The organism is Saprospira grandis (genome assembly GCF_027594745.1).
Taxonomy (GTDB): Bacteria; Bacteroidota; Bacteroidia; order Chitinophagales; family Saprospiraceae; genus Saprospira; species Saprospira grandis.
The window spans coordinates 1,758,546-1,775,252 of the sequence record NZ_CP110854.1 but is presented as its reverse complement, the minus strand read 5'-3'; the positions used below and the strand labels follow the sequence as shown (position 1 = coordinate 1,775,252).

The 16,707-nt window shown below is 47.3% G+C and carries 12 protein-coding genes and 1 pseudogene; 8 read left to right on the top strand and 5 right to left on the bottom strand.

Going from position 1 to position 16,707, the window contains the following annotated elements; translation table 11 throughout:
* Positions 1–47: 47 nt before the first annotated feature.
* Together OP864_RS07050 and OP864_RS07045 are read left to right on the top strand one after the other, a co-directional pair.
* Positions 48–953, top strand: a complete 906-nt coding sequence (locus OP864_RS07050) for an ion transporter (protein WP_270100540.1) — start codon at positions 48–50, stop codon at positions 951–953.
* Positions 954–1,258: 305 nt separating this feature from the next.
* Positions 1,259–3,061, top strand: a complete 1,803-nt coding sequence (locus OP864_RS07045; protein ID WP_270100539.1) for a leucine-rich repeat domain-containing protein — start codon at positions 1,259–1,261, stop codon at positions 3,059–3,061.
* 56 nt (positions 3,062–3,117) lie between these two features.
* On the opposite strand, the gene OP864_RS07040 is transcribed toward OP864_RS07045, so the two are convergent.
* The 4 genes from OP864_RS07040 to OP864_RS07025 form a co-directional block, all read right to left on the bottom strand.
* Positions 3,118–4,089, bottom strand: a complete 972-nt coding sequence (locus tag OP864_RS07040; protein WP_270100538.1) for a hypothetical protein — start codon at positions 4,087–4,089, stop codon at positions 3,118–3,120.
* A 116-nt stretch (positions 4,090–4,205) separates the two neighbouring features.
* A complete protein-coding gene (locus OP864_RS07035) occupies positions 4,206–5,162 on the bottom strand; it encodes a hypothetical protein (protein ID WP_270100537.1) in 957 nt (318 codons plus the stop codon).
* 153 nt (positions 5,163–5,315) lie between these two features.
* On the bottom strand, positions 5,316–7,457 hold the full coding sequence (gene scpA, locus OP864_RS07030) for a methylmalonyl-CoA mutase (protein WP_270100536.1): 2,142 nt from the start codon (positions 7,455–7,457) through the stop codon (positions 5,316–5,318).
* Positions 7,458–7,682: 225 nt separating this feature from the next.
* Positions 7,683–8,060 carry a diacylglycerol kinase family protein gene (locus OP864_RS07025; RefSeq protein WP_270100535.1) on the bottom strand — a complete coding sequence of 126 codons (378 nt, stop codon included), beginning with the start codon at positions 8,058–8,060 and terminating at the stop codon, positions 7,683–7,685.
* A 498-nt stretch (positions 8,061–8,558) separates the two neighbouring features.
* Here OP864_RS07025 and OP864_RS07020 point away from each other — a divergent pair, with 498 nt between their 5' ends.
* Positions 8,559–9,809, top strand: coding sequence for a metallophosphoesterase (locus OP864_RS07020; protein ID WP_270100534.1), 1,251 nt, complete (start codon positions 8,559–8,561; stop codon positions 9,807–9,809).
* Here OP864_RS07020 and OP864_RS07015 read toward each other — a convergent pair.
* The gene (locus OP864_RS07015) at positions 9,799–10,227 is read right to left on the bottom strand and encodes a hypothetical protein (protein ID WP_270100532.1); all 429 of its coding nucleotides are present in this window, start codon (positions 10,225–10,227) and stop codon (positions 9,799–9,801) included. The genes OP864_RS07020 and OP864_RS07015 overlap by 11 nt on opposite strands.
* A gap of 81 nt (positions 10,228–10,308) precedes the next feature.
* Here OP864_RS07015 and OP864_RS07010 point away from each other — a divergent pair, with 81 nt between their 5' ends.
* The 5 genes and pseudogenes from OP864_RS07010 to OP864_RS06990 all read left to right on the top strand — a co-directional run bounded on the left by OP864_RS07010 (position 10,309) and on the right by OP864_RS06990 (position 16,311).
* Complete coding sequence (locus OP864_RS07010) at positions 10,309–12,876, top strand: S8 family serine peptidase (RefSeq protein ID WP_270100531.1); 2,568 nt, start codon at positions 10,309–10,311, stop codon at positions 12,874–12,876.
* 672 nt (positions 12,877–13,548) lie between these two features.
* Positions 13,549–13,725, top strand: a complete 177-nt coding sequence (locus OP864_RS07005; RefSeq protein WP_270100530.1) for a hypothetical protein — start codon at positions 13,549–13,551, stop codon at positions 13,723–13,725.
* A 12-nt stretch (positions 13,726–13,737) separates the two neighbouring features.
* Positions 13,738–14,184 (top strand): annotated as a pseudogene (locus tag OP864_RS07000) (TolC family protein); the annotation flags it as partial.
* A 15-nt stretch (positions 14,185–14,199) separates the two neighbouring features.
* Positions 14,200–14,976 (top strand): TolC family protein, encoded by a 777-nt coding sequence (locus OP864_RS06995; protein WP_349294452.1) that lies wholly within the window; start codon positions 14,200–14,202, stop codon positions 14,974–14,976.
* Positions 14,977–14,982: 6 nt separating this feature from the next.
* Entirely contained in the window at positions 14,983–16,311 is a 1,329-nt protein-coding gene (locus tag OP864_RS06990) for an efflux RND transporter periplasmic adaptor subunit (protein WP_270100529.1), read from the top strand.
* The last annotated feature ends 396 nt before the right edge of the window (positions 16,312–16,707 follow it).

Sequence of the window (16,707 nt, the reverse complement as noted above, 5' to 3'; positions counted from 1 at the left end):
AACACTATTGAACCAATCACACTGCTAAGCAAAAAAGAAACAGCCCTATGAGCAGTTCCTCTAAAGGATTACAAGAGTTCGCACGCTCCATTATCCGTACCAACCTATTTAATTTTAGCATTCTCGCAGCTATCGTGATCAATGGTCTCCTCATTGGTATCCAAACCTATGAATGGGCTCCAGAATGGTTGCATTATGTGCAGCTCTTTATTCTCTTTGTCTTTTTTGTAGAGATCTGGCTGCGCTGGGTGGGTAGAACAAGCACAAAGCAGTTCCTCTCCGATGGCTGGAACTATTTCGATATCATTATCCTGGTGCTGGGCGTCGTTCCCGAAGTCGCCGATATTATTATGGCTAGCGAAAAAAGTGGCCAGAATAGCGTCTGGGCCACCCTGCGGGTGCTCCGAGTCGTGCAACTTACCCGATCTATCCGAGCCGTAGAAGAAATGCAGGTGCTGGTGGCCGTTTTGGTCCGCTCCGTTCGCTCGCTTTCCTATATCGCGGTCCTCTTTTTCTTGATAATGTACATCTATGCCATCATCGGCGTTTCGCTCTTCAAGAATCCAGATTATGCCGAATCAGACCACCTAGCGCTGACTATCAGCAACCCCGATCCCTATAAGGATATGGGAGAGGCCTTTTTTACGCTCTTTAGAATCCTAACTGGAGAAGACTGGACCGACCTGCGCTACAATATGCTCGATAATGAGTATACCAAAGCCAATGGCCGAAATGTGGTCGCCCCCGATGTGCCCAACTGGGTCAAAACACTCTATCATGTCTCCTGGATGATTATCGCCGCCTACCTCCTGATGAACTTGGTCGTCGGTGCTATCGTCAATAATTTCCAAATGGTCCTCGATGCCAAAAAAGAAAAAGAAGAGGGCGGAAATGGTGGAGATGGCGGAGACAAACCCAAACGAACTCGCATCAATAAAAGACCCAAGGTCTAAATAAGGCCATCTTTTGAAAAAAACCTTATCTTTAAGATATACAAAAGCCCAGACGCTATAGGTGTTGGGCTTTTTTTTGGCCAACTTTGTTCTTATTTTTTGGGGCCTCCGCCTCGCTGCGCTCGTCGGCGCTACGCTTCAGGGCTCGCAAGCCTGCTCGGCCCTGCGGCCTGACGGCCTGGGTCTGCGGCTTCGCCGCCCCCTTTCGCATCGCTAGGCCGTTTGGCCTCCGGCCATAGGGCCAAACATCAGACTTTTGCCTAAATTACACTAGCCGCTAACTTTCTTTGAATACCCAATTTTATATGATGCTCATGAAAAGCTTTTATCGCCTACTTCTGCTCTTTGCTTTCAGTTCTATGGCTCTCCAAATGGCCCAAGCTCAAGGTAGCCTTATCCGAAAACTCCCTATGTATCTCAATACTGCCGCCGATACTATGGCCTTTTGGGAACACCGAAACTATGCCTACCAAGATGCTATTACTTATTATAGCATAGAAACCGCTATGGAGGTTAAGGACCGAGTGCATCGCCTAGACCTTAGCAATGACTCTTTGGTTAGCCTAGGCGATAGTATCCGAGAGTTTCGCCATCTGTTCTTTCTCAACCTAGAAAATAATTACCTCAAAGAATTACCCGATGGCCTCTTTGATTTACCCTATCTAGAAGAGCTCCGCCTCTCTAATAATCAACTCCAATATCTGCCCGAAAAAATTAAGGGCCTGCGCAACCTGCGCCGCCTATACATTGATGGCAACGAACTCCGTATGCTGCCCAATAACTTGGCAGAAATTAGAAAACTGGCCTTCATCGCCGCAGAAAATAATCAACTGCAGTCTATTCCAGAAACCCTAGGCAAACTCAAACGCCTGCGTAGCCTACTGCTAGATAAAAACCAACTACAGTACCTGCCCGAAACCCTTAGCGGCGCCTCGGCCCTAGAGGTCCTTGCCGTAGATGATAACCGCCTCAAAAAATTACCCGAGGCCCTCATCTATCTCAAAAAATTGACCTTCCTTTTTGCCGCCCATAACGAATTGCAAGAACTACCGCCCCAAATTGGTAGCAGCCGCAACCTCGTTAAACTCTGTGTAGAACATAATCAACTCCAAAGACTCCCAGAAAGCATTGGTCAACTCCAAAAACTAGAGCTGCTCCGCCTAGAACACAATCAGCTGAAACAATTACCCAAAAATTTTGGCCAACTCAAAGCTCTGCGCAAACTCTACCTAGACTCTAATCAATTGACTGTTTTGCCCATAAACTTTGGCGAGCTAAGGGCCCTAGAAAATCTATACCTCAACGATAATCAATTAACTAGCCTGCCCTCAGGGATCGGAAATTGTAAAGAGCTCCGAGAACTCTTCCTTAATAATAATGCAATGACTAGCCTGCCCGATAGTATGGGCACGCTCTACCAACTGGAAGAACTCTATATGAATGATAACCAAATTGCTAATCTACCTAGCAGCTTTGGCGGCCTAAAAAACCTTAAACTCCTCTTCCTAACCAATAATAAAATTAACCGCCTAAGCGAAGATTTAGATTGTAGCGGCTGGAAACGCCTATCCGCTATTTATCTAGAAAATAATGCCTTCCAAAAATTACCCAAGGCCCTAGAAACCGCCCCCCAACTCCAAACACTCTACCTAGATGGCAACCTGATTAGCGAAGTCAATGACTCCATCATTATTAAAATGCCCAAAATTGAACATATTAGCCTAAATGATAATCAACTCTCCGAATTACCCGATAATATGGGGAGCTGGCCCATTCGCCACCTGGCCCTAGAACGCAACGGGATCATGGACCTACCCGAAAGTGTTCGCTACTTTAAGAATTTAGAACTCTTGGACCTAGCAGGAAATAAAATCACCAAAAAACGTCTCAAGAAAATTCAAGAGAATATCGCCTCAGAGTTCGTTATGGCTAAACAACCTATTCTAACGGGCCTAAGAGAACAAATTAAGCCCACTAAAGAAGAGGAAAAAGCGCTCCGCCTCCGTAAAAAAGAAAAACGCCTAGAAGCTAAGCGCAAAGCCAAAGAAGAAGAACGAAAACGAAAAGAAGCCCAAAGAGAATGGGAACGAAATAGAGGAAGACGCTAAATGAAAAAGAGGCCGCCAGATTACTGGCGGCCTCTTGCTGTTTTAGACCCATAAAATTAGTCTACAAGATAATAAAGCGAACGCTTGGCAAATGGACCACTGCCCTCTATCTGAAAAATAGCTCTTTGCTGCTGAGCATCCCAAGCCAAAACATAACTAAAGAAAATGCCTTTGATGTCTTCGGCTTGCTTGGCCTTTAGGTTCTTGATGCTTGCCGCATCAAGAGGCTCACCATAAAATAAAGGATATTTAGTGTAGGCCTTTTTCGCCTTGGCCATTTTTGTTAGTTCCTCTACCTGATCCATGATGGCCTCCGCTACCGTTTGCTTTTTTACTATGCTTTGTCCCTCATTGCCCTTAAAGGTCCAACTAAGCTGCTGCTTTTGTATCCAGTTAATGGCTTCTTGCTTGGGGTCTAGCTGCTTTTTGCTTTCTACCGGAATCCAAAAGGTTTCTACTTCTTCAGCTAGTTGTCCCTTGGCATCAAAACGACCCACAATTGGCGCCATAGAAATCGGGTAGATCTCTAATTGCTTACTTTTGCTGTTGTAGGCGTAGCAAAGAAAAAGCTTAAAATGCGTAATATGACTGTTGCCGTAAGTAGTAGGGACCAATTCAACAATTTCTGTAAAATCTTTGGGGTCAAAGGTAACAACAGTATCTATTGTCGCTATCTTTTTAGCTACTTGGGCCGGACTAAGCAGATGCTGTAGCTGAGGATCTTTATAGCACTTGTTCTTGGCCTGCCCCCAAAAGTCTTTTGTGGCTATCTTGCCCGCAAAACTATGAAAGCTGAAATCCTCATAGCTGTTTTTTAAACTTAAGGGCATCTGATGCTTGACCACCAAGTTTTGACTCATGCCCCCAGATAGTTTCATGTTCTGATAGCCCACCTTTGTATGAAATTCTAAGGTGGTCGTTTGCGCCCAACTAATATCAGGGTTTTGCTTAATTTTATTCAAAATATCTTGGGCATAAGTTTGGGCAAAGCTAGCGCAGAACAGCGCTGTTAAAAGCAGTTTGTACATAGGGATTTATTTAAATTATAAATAGGGAGTTATGTCTTTTTTAAGTAGCTTCCCCCCAAAAGTTACAGGCGCAAATAAAAAAAAGCGGCAATTATTTTTGCCGCTTTTCCATCTGACTACTTTTGAATAAAGTAAATTGGACCATTATGGGCAAGAGGAGCATGCCCTTCTATTTCCATAATTAACTGCTCTTTTTTCTTGTCCCAAGCCAACAAATAACTAAAGTAAAGTCCCTGGATATCTTTGGCTTTTAGCTTTTGGAGCAGCTTTAATCGCTCTGGGCTAATGGCTTCTCCATATCGCATAGGCGCCTCTGTTTTGGCCTGCCCAGCTTTGACCTTTGCTGGCAAATTAGCCAATTGTCGCATCCCTACTTTGGCCAAGCCTTCCGTATCTTTAAAGTAACAGCCCATTTCCTGCCACTGAATCCATTCTAGGTTTTTCTGATTGGGATTGATCTTCTGCTGAAGGTTTACAGGAATCCAAAACATTTCTTCTTCACTAATGAGTTTGCCCAAACTGTTAAATGAGCCATCTACAGGAGCAATGGAGATCGGGTAGACCTCAAAGTTTTCTGTTTTGCTGTTGTAAGCATAGCAGACAAATAATTTGAAGTGACTAATGTGATTCGCCCCTTTTGTGGTCTGATGAACATGCACAATTTCTTTTCCCGTCTCTTGGTCAGAAACGATCATGGTATCAATAACCGCTAGCTTTTTATTCAACTCTTCTACCGAAATTAACTGGCTGAGCTGAGGATCTGCATAGCATTTGTTTTGGGCCTGCCCCCAAAATGCTTCTGTCATCATTTTACTAGCAAATTTATGATAACCAAAGTCCTGAAAACGCCGATCTAGTCGTCTGGGCATTTGATGCTTGATGACAACATTTTTTCTCGAATCCTTGGAGAGCTGTATGGCTTTGGCGGCTTGCCCCAACTCTGTATGAAAACTAATTACTGTAGTTTGATGCCAACTAATGTTAGGATTCTTTTTTAAGTTCTCAATTACATTTTGAGCGTTCATTTCTAAATTTAATGCTAGAAATGTGAAAACAAAAAATAACTTGTACATAATCTAGGAGGTTTTTGATATGTAATATTTAAATTCATCTATATAAGCCGAATCCTAGACTAAGGTTACAGGCCTCAATAAAAAAAAAGCTAGTTAGCGCTTTTAAACTAACTAGCTTCCAATAGCTTAGCCACCTGAAAAAAATAAAATATTTTATTCTTCTTCTGCCGCCTGTACCTCTAAAAGCAACTCCAAAATAGAAATAGCCGCCTGAGCTATCTGAGTGCCTGGCCCAAATACACCCACTACTCCCGCTTCATAGAGTGCCTCATAGTCTTGGGCCGGAATAACACCACCCGCAACAACCATAATGTCCGGACGACCCAAAGCTTCTAGGGCCGCAATGCTTTCAGGCACCAAGGTTTTATGCCCACCCGCCAAAGAGGAAAGGCCCAAAATATGGACGTCATTTTCCGCCGCCTGACGAGCAGCTTCTTCTGGAGTCTGAAATAATGGCCCCATATCCACATCAAAACCTAAATCGGCAAAACCAGTTGCTATGACTTTGGCCCCACGATCATGCCCATCTTGGCCCAATTTGGCAATCATAATACGAGGACGGCGACCCTCTGCTTTGGCGTATTGGTTGGCCAAGGCCTGCGCCCGCTCAAAGTATTCATTACCCGATGCTTCCTGAGCATAAACTCCAGAAATGGTGCGGTTGGTGGCCTGATAACGACCAAAAGTTTTTTCCATGGCCGCCGAGATCTCGCCCAAACTAGCCCGCAAACGCGCAGCTTCTACCGCCAAGGCCAAAAGGTTGCCTTCTCCGCTTTCTGCCGCTGCCGTGATTTTGGCCAAAGCTTCTTGCACGGCCGCCTCATCTCTACTAGCTTTCATGGCTTCCAAACGCTTGAGCTGTGCCTCTCTTACGGCTTTGTTGTCTACTTCCAAAATGTCTAAGGGGTCTTCTTTTTCCAAACGGAATAAGTTAACGCCCACCAGTTGCTCACGCCCGCTATCAATTCTAGCTTGCTTGCGAGCCGCCGCTTCTTCAATGCGCATTTTGGGCAAACCGGTTTCTATGGCCTTGGCCATCCCCCCCAATTCTCGCACTTCCTGAATGTGCGCCCAAGCTTTATTGATCAATTCTTGAGTCAAATATTCTACATAATAAGAACCTGCCCAAGGATCAATGGCATCGGTTACTTTGGTCTCTTCCTGTATGTAAATCTGCGTTTCCCGAGCAATTTTAGCCGAGAAGTCCGTAGGCAAGGCAATGGCCTCGTCAAAGGAGTTGGTGTGCAGGGATTGTGTACCTCCCAAAACGGCCGCCATGGCCTCAATACAGGTCCGAGCCACATTATTATAAGGATCTTGCTCGGTCAAACTCCAACCCGAAGTTTGACAATGCGTTCTGAGCATCAGTGATTTAGGATTCTTTGGCTCGAATTGCTTGACCAATTTGGCCCAAAGCATCCGACCCGCACGCATTTTCGCAATTTCCATGAAATGATTCATCCCAATGCCCCAAAAGAAGGATAAACGAGGCGCAAAATCATCTACTTTTAAGCCCGCCTTAATCCCGGTCTCAATATATTCCAATCCATCGGCTAGGGTGTAGGCCAATTCCAAATCTGCCGGAGCTCCCGCCTCATGCATATGATAACCACTAATCGAAATGGAGTTGAATTTGGGCATTTTGCTAGAGGTGTAGGCAAATATATCCGCAATGATGCGCATAGAAGCCGCCGGCGGATAAATATAGGTGTTGCGCACCATGAACTCTTTCAAAATATCATTCTGAATGGTCCCACTCAGTTTTTCCTGCGCCACGCCCTGCTCTTCTGCCGCCACAATGAAAAAGGCCATAATAGGAATTACCGCCCCGTTCATGGTCATCGAAACCGACATCTGGTCCAAGGGAATCTGATCAAAGAGGATCTTCATATCTTCCACGCTATCAATGGCTACGCCCGCCTTGCCCACATCGCCTTTTACTCTGGGGTGGTCCGAATCATAGCCGCGGTGGGTGGCCAAATCAAAGGCTACAGAAAGGCCCTTTTGCCCCGCCGCCAAGTTGCGGCGATAAAAGGCATTCGATTCCTCCGCTGTCGAAAATCCCGCATATTGCCGAATGGTCCAAGGCCGCAAAGGATACATGCCCACATAAGGCCCTCCAATAAAAGGTGCCTTGCCAGCCCCAAATTTATGATGCTCGTTTCCCGCAATGTCTTCCTCGGAAAAACGAGTTTTTAAAGGGATTTGCTCGGCATTTTCCCATGTCGATGAAGCCGCTTTTTCTTGCTTGTAGTAAGGCGTTTGCGCACAAATGTCTACGTCTAAATAGTTCATAGCTATTATTTTTTAAGGGCGGTAATCTGCTTAATTGTTTGTTGGCCTTTTTTTCTGCTGCTATTTTGGGGCCTCCCGCCTTCGGCGGGCGCTACGCTTTGGGGCTCGCAGGTCTGCTCGGCCCTTCGGCGGCTTTGCCGCCTCGGTCTGGCCTGACGGCCACCCCGCCGCATCGCTAGGCCGTTTGGCCTTCGGCCATGGCTGCCAAAGGCAGCTATTTTTTGGCTAGCTAGCCAGCAAATTAAGGATTTTAGGCCAAAAAATTAAGCCGGCCAAGCCTAAAGTGGCTAGGGCAAAAATCAATACGGCCGCCGCAGCCATGTCCTTGGCTTTCTTGGCCAAAGGATGAAAATCAGGCTGAACCAGATCAACTACATATTCTAAAGCGGAGTTGAGGGCCTCTAGGGCCAATACACCCCCAATAGCCAAAATAATAAGGCCCCATTCCCAAGGCGATAGGGCAAAGTAATAGGCGGCTAGCAAAACCGTAATGGCCGCAATAAGATGCAAAATAGCGTGGGGATGCCGACCCGAAAAAAAATCAAAAAGGCCCGCAAAGGCATAGCCAAAGCTGGCCCAACGGGCTTTTATATAGTTTTTCATGCTTTTGGTCCCTAAGATAGGGGAGAACAGCTTTTTTTATGGACCAAAAAGAAACAAAAAGCCTTGTTTAGCGCTTAAACTGCTGGTCCAAAACAAAATATATAGGTCCTACAGGCCCGAAGGGCCGCAGGCTATAGCCAAATTTAAACGCACTCACTTTTATAGTTTGCAGCAATTTCCCGCTAGTCGGTCCTATTTTTCTCGACCATAGCGAAGGCTATGCCCTCAAAAAATAGCTGGCCTAGCAGAAAATTCATAGCAAACTATGGTCAAAGCAGCGCGATTAAATCTGGCTGAGGGATGGACAGCAGTGGCCGAAGGCCAGACCCAGTTTTTTTGAGCGCAGCGAAAAAAAACGCAGGGCCGAGCGAATAGCGAGCTGCGAAACAGCCCGACCCGCCCGCAGGGCGGGGCAGCCCCAAAAAATAGAAATCAATCCATTAGAGCACCTTTGAAAATAAGTTATTAACTTGAAGGGTTCTATCAAAACAAACCACTATGCTAGCTCGAATTATAGGTTCTTCTATCTTTATTATGCTCTTTCTTTCTCTAGAGTTTTATGTTTTTTATGGCCTCAAAGGGCATTTTAAAGATCAGTTTAAGCTCTGGATGAAAATCAGTTATTGGCTTTCTGCTGCGGCGCCAGTGGCTTGGCTATTTTTTATGGGCCGTGCAGCCTCCGCCCAACCCCTAAGTAGCTTGCAATTGGTCCACCACCTGATGATTGGAATTTGGGTGACCTTGCTGGTGACCAAGTTGGTCTATGCTGGCTTCCTTTTTATTGAGGATTTTTATCGCTTTACGCATTATGGGGGGCAAAAACTGGCCAAATTGAAAGATGCAGAACGAGAAGTGAACCTGCAAAGTCGCCGAACTTTTATGCGCCGTTTGGCCCTTTTTGTGGCGGCGGTTCCCTTTGCTTCTTTTCTCTATGGCATTAGCCGCGGAAAATATGCCTATACCGTGGACAAGGTAAAAATTAAGGACCCCGAACTGCCAGAGGCCTTCCATGGCCTGCGAATGGTCCAGATTTCTGATGTGCATGCGGGCAGTTTTGATAACCGAGAGGCCGTGGCCAAAGGTCTGCAAATGATACAGGACCTAGAAGCGGACCTGATCGTCTTTACGGGCGATTTGGTGAATAATCGCGCCCATGAAATTGTTCCTTATATCGACCTTTTTGCCAATTTGACGGCTCCCCTCGGTAAGTTTTCTGTATTGGGCAACCATGATTATGGCAGTTATGTCCGCTGGCCCTCCGATGCGGCCAAGGAACAAAATCTCGATAAACTCAAGCAATATCAGGCCGATATGGGCTTTAAAATGCTAAATAACAGCGCCCTAGTACTGGAAAAAGAGGGGCAGCAAATTTGTTTGGCTGGAGTAGAAAATTGGGGCCATGGTCCCTATCCCAAAGAAGGCGATTTGGCCGGCTGCTTTGGCGAAGAAAATAATGGATTGTTTACCATTTTGCTCTCTCATGACCCCACACATTGGCGGCATAAGGTGCTAGAACATCCCCAAAAAGTGCATCTGACCCTCAGCGGGCATACGCATGGCATGCAATTAGGCGTGAAAATTCCTGGCTTCCAATGGAGCCCCGCCAAATGGCGCTATAAAGAATGGGCCGGACTTTATGAAGAGTTGGGCCAACGCCTCTATGTAAATAGAGGGTTTGGCTTTTTGGGCTTCCCCGGTAGAGTGGGCATGCTACCCGAAATTACCCTTTTTGAACTCACTAAGGCATAGGAATTTGCTCGCTATAAAGCAAAATTTCTCCTCTACCATTAAAGCCAGGAAAATGAAAGACGCACTTCTTGTTTTTAACGTCTAGCTCATAAGGAAACTTAATTTCTTTTTGCTTCTTCTTATCGTAGATAAGCAGATAATCCTCATGTCTTTCGATGATTTTAGCATCTATTGTCTCTTTAAGGGTGGTGAGGTAAACCATGCTGTCTTGCAAAAGAATACGCCCATTATTTAGATGCTGGATGATAGCCCGCTCCTGTATATGTATAGGGGTTTTATCTGAGGAAGGGTTCTGCAGTTTGCATTCATAAATTGTCCAATGGCTGTCCTGAATAATGTTATTCTTTGCTAGCTTTTTACTGCTCTGACAAGCGAATAGAAGGCTGGCCAAGAGAAAGATGCTTAGGATCTGTTTCATAGAATTACTTTTAGCTTGCTGTTTTGTTCTTGAGCTAAGATAGTTTTTTTTTGATTGGCAAAGATTTTTTAAAAGTATAGTATGGAAAATTACCTCTACACCTTTTGTTGTTTATTTTTTACTTTTCCTTTAGCCGCTCAAGAAAGTTGGATTGTCCAATTCGCCTATGGCCAAGAGATAGAGGAACAGAACTGGCCCAGCCATTGGGACCTAAGAGTGCTTCGTCCTTTGGTCCCCGCGCTCAATATTTGGGAACTGCAACTAGGACCAACTGCCGCCCAAGAACTAGCCGATTGGCCTAGGGTGGTGGCCCTACAAAAAAATCATTCATTGCGCTCTCGCCTGATTCCTAATGATCCCGATTTTAATCAACAATGGCATCTGGAAAATAATGGCAGTAATGGCGGCTTAGTCGATGCCGATATTGATGCCACCACCGCTTGGGATTTGGCGCAGGGCGGCCAAACGGCCTTGGGGCAACAGCTCGTTTTGGCTGTTATTGATGATGGAATAGATACGACGCTAACAGAATTGCAAGGCCGCCTTTGGACCAATACCGCCGAAATTCCAAACAATGGCTTAGATGATGATAGAAATGGATTTATTGATGACTTTAAAGGCTGGTCTAGCTTCAAGCAAAATGATGAGATTTCAGGCGGAACCTTTGGCGCTAGCCATGGTAGTCCCGTCAGTAGCTTGATTGCAGGCCAAGCCAATAACAATAGCTTAGGCACTGGCATTGACTGGTATAGCCAATTGCTGACGGTGGTCGGTGGCGGCAGCAATGAGGCCGAAGCCATAGCCGCTTATGCCTATCCCTTGGCCCAAAGAAGAGCCTATAACCGCTCTAGCGGCCAAAAAGGAGCCCTAATCGTTGCCATAAATGCCTCTTGGGGCGTAGATGAGGTGCTGGCTACTGATTTTCCCGTCTTGACTAATCTTTTTGACTCTTTGGGGCAAGCGGGTATTTTGGTCGTGGCTTCTACCTCTAATGCAAATAATAATGTGGACCTAGTAGGCGATCTGCCCACACATAGCCCCAGCCCTTACCTGATTGCGGTGACTAATAGTAACCGCAGCGATCAAAAGGTAACCGCCGCTGGTTTTGGTCGCCAAAGTATTGATTTAGCCGCCCCCGGCGATGGCCTATATACCCAAATGAAAGGCGGAAGCATGGGCAGTTTTTCGGGTACTTCGGCAGCAGCGCCCTTAGTCACTGCAGCGATTGGCCTGATTTATAGCCTGCCTTGTCCCCGCCTGGCTTATCTGGCCCAATTGCAGCCCGCAGCCACCGCCCTTTATGTCAAAAATGCCATTTTAGCAGGAGTAGATAGCCTGCCCCAACTCGATACTTTTTGCCTTTCTGGCGGTCGCCTCAATTTAGCCCAAGCCCTAGCCGCTGCGGAATATAGCGATTGCCAATTGCCTGGCTGCACGGCCCCCTATAATCTATCTTTTTTGTCTAATCAGCCCGATAGCCTGCTGCTTTCTTGGAGCAGCCAAGCCGATAGCAGCTTTTTGCGCTACCGCCTTTTGGGCCAAAGCAATTGGCAGTTGCTCAGCACTACAGATAGCTTTTTGCTTCTGGACCAACTGCAGCCCTGCCAAACTTATGAGCTCGCCCTTTGGTCGAGCTGTAACGGTCAAGCTTCTGCCGATACCAATTATGTTTTTTGGGAGAGCCAAGGCTGCTGCAATGCCCCGCAACTTTGGCAACTGGATAGCAGCGGCAGCGATTTCTTGGCCCTCTCTTTTTCAGAGATTGCCGCCGCCCAAAGCTATACACTAACTTATGGCCCAATAGGGCAGGGGAGTAGCCAAACGCTCCAAAGTAGTCAAAACAATTTTACCTTGCCCAATCTAGATAGCTGCCAAGCCTATGAGATTCGCCTTTGGTCCAACTGCGCTAGCCCTAGCTTAGATAGCCTAAATCTACAATTGAGTACGGCGGGCTGTGGCAGTTGCCGCGACCTAAATTATTGCGCTCCTTTTGCCAATAACAACTTTGAATGGCTGAGGGAGTTGCAATTAGGAGACAGCAGTTATGCTTCTTCTCCCGCCCCAAATGGCTATGCGGCCTACGATAGCAGCTTCTTTTTGCAAGCGGGCCAAACTTATCCCATGCACTGGAGCTGGGCCACGGGCAGCAGCCCTTTTCCCAATTGGCGGCTGGGCTTTTGGGTAGATCTGGACCGCAACGGGCAGTTTGATAGCCTCGAATTGGTTTGGAGTTCTCCCACAATTAGCCAGATGCAAACGACTTATGTAGACCAATTGACCATTCCCGCTCATTGGCTGGGCAATTACCGCAGCCGCTGGCAACTCAAATGGGGTTCTGGCGCCTTTAGCAGCTGTGGCGATACGGGCTTTGGCGAGACCAAAGATTATTGTCTGCAGGTTGATCTGCCCGATGGCCTAATTCCCATTGCCCAAGCCCAAATGCAGCTTTATCCCCAACCCGCTCGGCAGGCCCTCTACCTCAAGTCGCCCCCAAATCTAGGCGAGCTCTGGATCATCTACGACCTACAGGGCCGCCAACTAGCCAGCGGACAGTGGTCGGGCCAAATCTCTTTGGACCAATGGCCTGCAGGACTTTATATTTTGCATTGGCCCAATTTAGGCCTACAAAATCGCTTTCTGAAGGAGTAGGTTTTGGGGCTGCCGACGAGCGAAGCGAGGCGGCGGTTACTCCCTTTGGTCATCGAACTGCGGACTAAAGTCCTTGTTGTCGCTTTGGGGCTCGCAGGTCTGCTCGGCCCTTCGCAAAATTTCGCTACGCTCATTTTGCTCGGTCTGGCCTGACGGCCACCCCGCCGCATCGCTAGGCCGATACTGTAGGTTGAAACCTACAGCAAGGACGGTATTGCTTCGCAATGTTTTTATGGAATGCGGGTTTTAACCCGCATTGAATTGTACCTCAGGGCTAAGACTCATCAGCAAACAAGGGCTTTAGCCCGCCAGTTTGCACAGACCCACAACCATGGGCTTCAGCCCATGGCCCTAAACAGCTTCCTGTCCCTAGGGCAGGAAAGGGTGTAGATTGGGTATAAAGGCGGCGCAGCCGCCGCAAATGGCCGAAGGCCAAACGGCTGAGGGGCTGTAGCAGGGCCGCCGAAGGCGGCAGACCAAAGGCTTTTGTAGCGAAGCGAAAAAGCCTGCAGGGCCGAGCAGACCTGCGAGCTGCGCAATGGCCCGACCCGACCAAAGGGAGGGGCAGCCCCAAAACAAAAGTCGAACTATCTAGAAAAGCCTGCTTTTTATCGAAGTTGTTGCAGAACTCTTATCTTTAGTCTTAAATTGAAGCAAATAAAAGAATCCCTTATGCGTCAACTTTATGGAGTTTTAGTTTTGCTCATCTTGGGGGGCAGCCCTCTTTTTGGGCAAGATAGTCTTGATTTGGCTGCTTGTATTGATTATGCCTGGCAGCATAACCCCCAGATCAAGCAGGCGGGTATACAACAACGGCAAGCCGAACTGAACCGCAAACAAGCGAGTTAGGCCTTTTACCCTACCTTAAATGCCTCTTTTCGGCATGGTTTGAACCTGGGCCGCTCAATTGATTTTACCTCTTATCAGTATGTCAATCAGAGCACACAGTCTTCTCAGCTTTCGCTCAATACCAATTTTCCGATTTATCAGGGTTTGCGTTTGCGCAATCAGCTCAAGCAAAGCCGATTGGATGTTCAGGCGACTGCGCAGGACTTGGAGCAGGCCAAACAGACCAACGCCCTTTCTGTGGCTCAGGCCTATTTGCAGGTTTTGCTGGCCGAGGAAAACTTGCAGGTGTTGCAGGCCCAAAAAGCCCTAACCGAAGAGCAATTGGCCCAAACCCTTAAGCAGATTAAGGCGGGCAATTTGCCCGATAACAGCCGTCTGGAGCTAGAAGCGCAGCAGGCCAGAGATGAACAGGCTATTGTCAATGCAGAAAATACCATTGAGCTGGCTTATGTCAATCTTAAGGTCCTCATCAATATGCCCATAGATGAAAAGATCCGTCTGAAGGTGATTGAGCTGCAGTTGCCCGAGGCCAGAGCGCTGGAAACCCTAGATGAGCTTTATCTAGAGGCCGCAGCCAATATGCCCAATATGGCCGCCAATCGCTTGAGAGAAGAAAGTGCAGATTTGGCTATTAAGGTGGCTGAAGGGGCCCTTATGCCTTCTTTGGGGGGCTATGTTTCTCTAACCTCCAACTACTCTTCGGCAGCTAAGGAACGTACCACCGAGCAAACTACTCAAACCCTCTTTTTAGATGTCAATGGCACCCAAGTCCCCGTAGAATTTCCTACAGTGCGGACCATAGAAGGGGGAACCACGCCTTATTTTGAGCAAGTGGGCAATAACCTCTACACCAACCTAGGCATTAGCCTTTCGGTCCCTATCTTTAACGGTTTTCAGAGCCGTATTGCCATTGAGCGGGCCAAACTCAACTTAGAATTGGCCAAACTGAATAGCAGTCAGGCCCAAAATCAACTCAAAGCCGATATCCAAAGAGCTTTAACCGATGTCAAAGCGGCCCGAAAAAACCTAGAAGCCGCCCAAAAGAGCCTAGCCGCTACCTCGGCCTCTGCGGCTAATACCCGCAAACGCTTCGAGCTGGGTATCGTCAATAGCTTTGAGCTGAGTTCTGTGCAAAATATGCTGACCTCCGCCGCTTCTTCGGTGGTGCAGGCCAAATATGATTTACTTTTCAAACTAAAGGTCCTTGATTTTTATAGAGGAATTGGACTGAATACCCCCCAAGAAAATTAAAATGCTATGGCAAAGAAGAAAAAGGGCATTAGTCCCATTATCTGGATTGTTGGTCTATTGCTGATTGCTACGGCCCTGATCGTAATTTTCCGTAAGGATAATAAGGCCAAAGCCATTCGAGTGGTGCTAGAAGCTGCCGAAAAACGACAAATCGTGGAGTCGGTTTATGCTAGCGGTAAGCTGTTTCCCGCCACGGAGGTCGAAATTACCTCTAATGTATCGGGAACAATCGTCGAGCTTTTAGTAGAAGAGGGCGAAAATGTAAAAGAAGGGCAGCTATTGGCCAAAATTGACCCCGAAGCCCTGGCCTCGGTGGTGGAAAGAGCCTCGGCTAGCGCTAAGTCAGCTAGGGCGCAATTGGGCAATATCAAGGCCCAAAAGGATCAGCTTTTGGTGCAGTTGGCCCAGGCCAAAGCCAATTATGACCGCAATAAAACCCTTTTTGATGAGGGCGTGATTTCTAAGGCGGAATTAGAAACCATCGAGACCAACTTCCGCTCTACAGAGGCCAATATTGCAGCCCTAGACGAGAGTATCCGCTCGGCTAAATTTAATGTGGAAAGTGCCGATGCCACGGTGCGAGAACAGCAGAAAAATCTCTCGCAAACCTCTATTTATGCGCCTATGGCGGGGGTGGTCTCTAAGCTCTACAAAAAACAAGGCGAGCAGGTGGTGGGAACCATCCAGATGGCGGGAACGCCCATTCTGAAAATCTCTAACCTCAGCTCTATTGAGGTCCGCGTAGATGTAAATGAACGCGATATTTTACAACTCAACCGAGGCGATTCAGCCGATATTGAGCTAGATGCTTACCCCAACCGCAAGTTTTTGGGCCTAGTGACGCATATCGCCAATACCGCCACGGGCCTGAGCACCATGGCCCTCACTTCAGACCAAGTGACCAACTTTGAGGTCCGCATCCTGATGTCGCAAGAGAGCTATAAGGACCTACAACTAGATCCCAATAAACCACCTTTTAGAGCTGGACTTTCAGCTTCTGCCGAGATTCGCACCAATAGCATTTCCAATGCTTTGTCGCTGCCTATTGCCGCGGTCACTAGCCGAGAAGATGAACAGGCCGAAGAACAACTGAAGAAAGGGGAGGAGATTGGCCTAAAAGAGTATGTTTTTGTCCAAATGGCCGATTCTGTCCGCCTTCAAGAGGTGCAAACGGGCATCCAAGACGACCGCTATATCCAAATTACTAAGGGCCTAAAGACAGGCGAGCAGGTGGTGGTCGCTCCCTTTGATGCTATCTCGAAAAAATTGGAGCAGGGCAGCATTATTGAGGCGGTGGCAGAAAAAGAACTCTATAAAAAGACAAAGGAGAAGTAGGAGGATTTGGGGCTGCCCCGGCCTGCGGCCGGGTCGGGCTGTGCCGCAGCTCGCAGGTCTGCTCGGCCCTGCGGGCTTTTTCGCTGCGCTTCAAAAGCCCTGGGTCTGGCGCTTCGCGCCACTGCTATCCATCCCTCAGCCAGTCGCTGCGCTCCTATGCGGCGGCTTCGCCGCCTGCTAGACGCAAGAGAAAATCTTTGCGTATTATCCCGCTTAAAGCTCAAAAAATGAAGGCTTAAGGGCTTTTTTGCAGATATAATTTGCTCGGCCCTTAAAAAAATGTTTATTTTTGCAAGCATTTTTAGGGGCCTTTTGGGCCAAATAGAGCAGAAAAACCCCAGAAAAAAGCGCCTTTTGAGAGAAAGGAAGAAAGAAAATTATTTACATAAAAATCTG

Bases quoted from the DNA above. Each gene is read 5' to 3' on its own strand.
- OP864_RS07040 (WP_270100538.1), bottom strand. From the start codon at position 4,089: ATGTACAAACTGCTTTTAACAGCGCTGTTCTGCGCTAGCTTTGCCCAA.
- OP864_RS07025 (WP_270100535.1), bottom strand. From the start codon at position 8,060: ATGAAAAACTATATAAAAGCCCGTTGGGCCAGCTTTGGCTATGCCTTT.
- scpA (WP_270100536.1), bottom strand. From the start codon at position 7,457: ATGAACTATTTAGACGTAGACATTTGTGCGCAAACGCCTTACTACAAG.
- OP864_RS07050 (WP_270100540.1), top strand. From the start codon at position 48: ATGAGCAGTTCCTCTAAAGGATTACAAGAGTTCGCACGCTCCATTATC.
- OP864_RS07010 (WP_270100531.1), top strand. From the start codon at position 10,309: ATGGAAAATTACCTCTACACCTTTTGTTGTTTATTTTTTACTTTTCCT.
- OP864_RS07045 (WP_270100539.1), top strand. From the start codon at position 1,259: ATGATGCTCATGAAAAGCTTTTATCGCCTACTTCTGCTCTTTGCTTTC.
- OP864_RS06995 (WP_349294452.1), top strand. From the start codon at position 14,200: ATGCCCATAGATGAAAAGATCCGTCTGAAGGTGATTGAGCTGCAGTTG.
- OP864_RS07020 (WP_270100534.1), top strand. From the start codon at position 8,559: ATGCTAGCTCGAATTATAGGTTCTTCTATCTTTATTATGCTCTTTCTT.
- OP864_RS07035 (WP_270100537.1), bottom strand. From the start codon at position 5,162: ATGTACAAGTTATTTTTTGTTTTCACATTTCTAGCATTAAATTTAGAA.
- OP864_RS07005 (WP_270100530.1), top strand. From the start codon at position 13,549: ATGCGTCAACTTTATGGAGTTTTAGTTTTGCTCATCTTGGGGGGCAGC.
- OP864_RS07015 (WP_270100532.1), bottom strand. From the start codon at position 10,227: ATGAAACAGATCCTAAGCATCTTTCTCTTGGCCAGCCTTCTATTCGCT.
- OP864_RS06990 (WP_270100529.1), top strand. From the start codon at position 14,983: ATGGCAAAGAAGAAAAAGGGCATTAGTCCCATTATCTGGATTGTTGGT.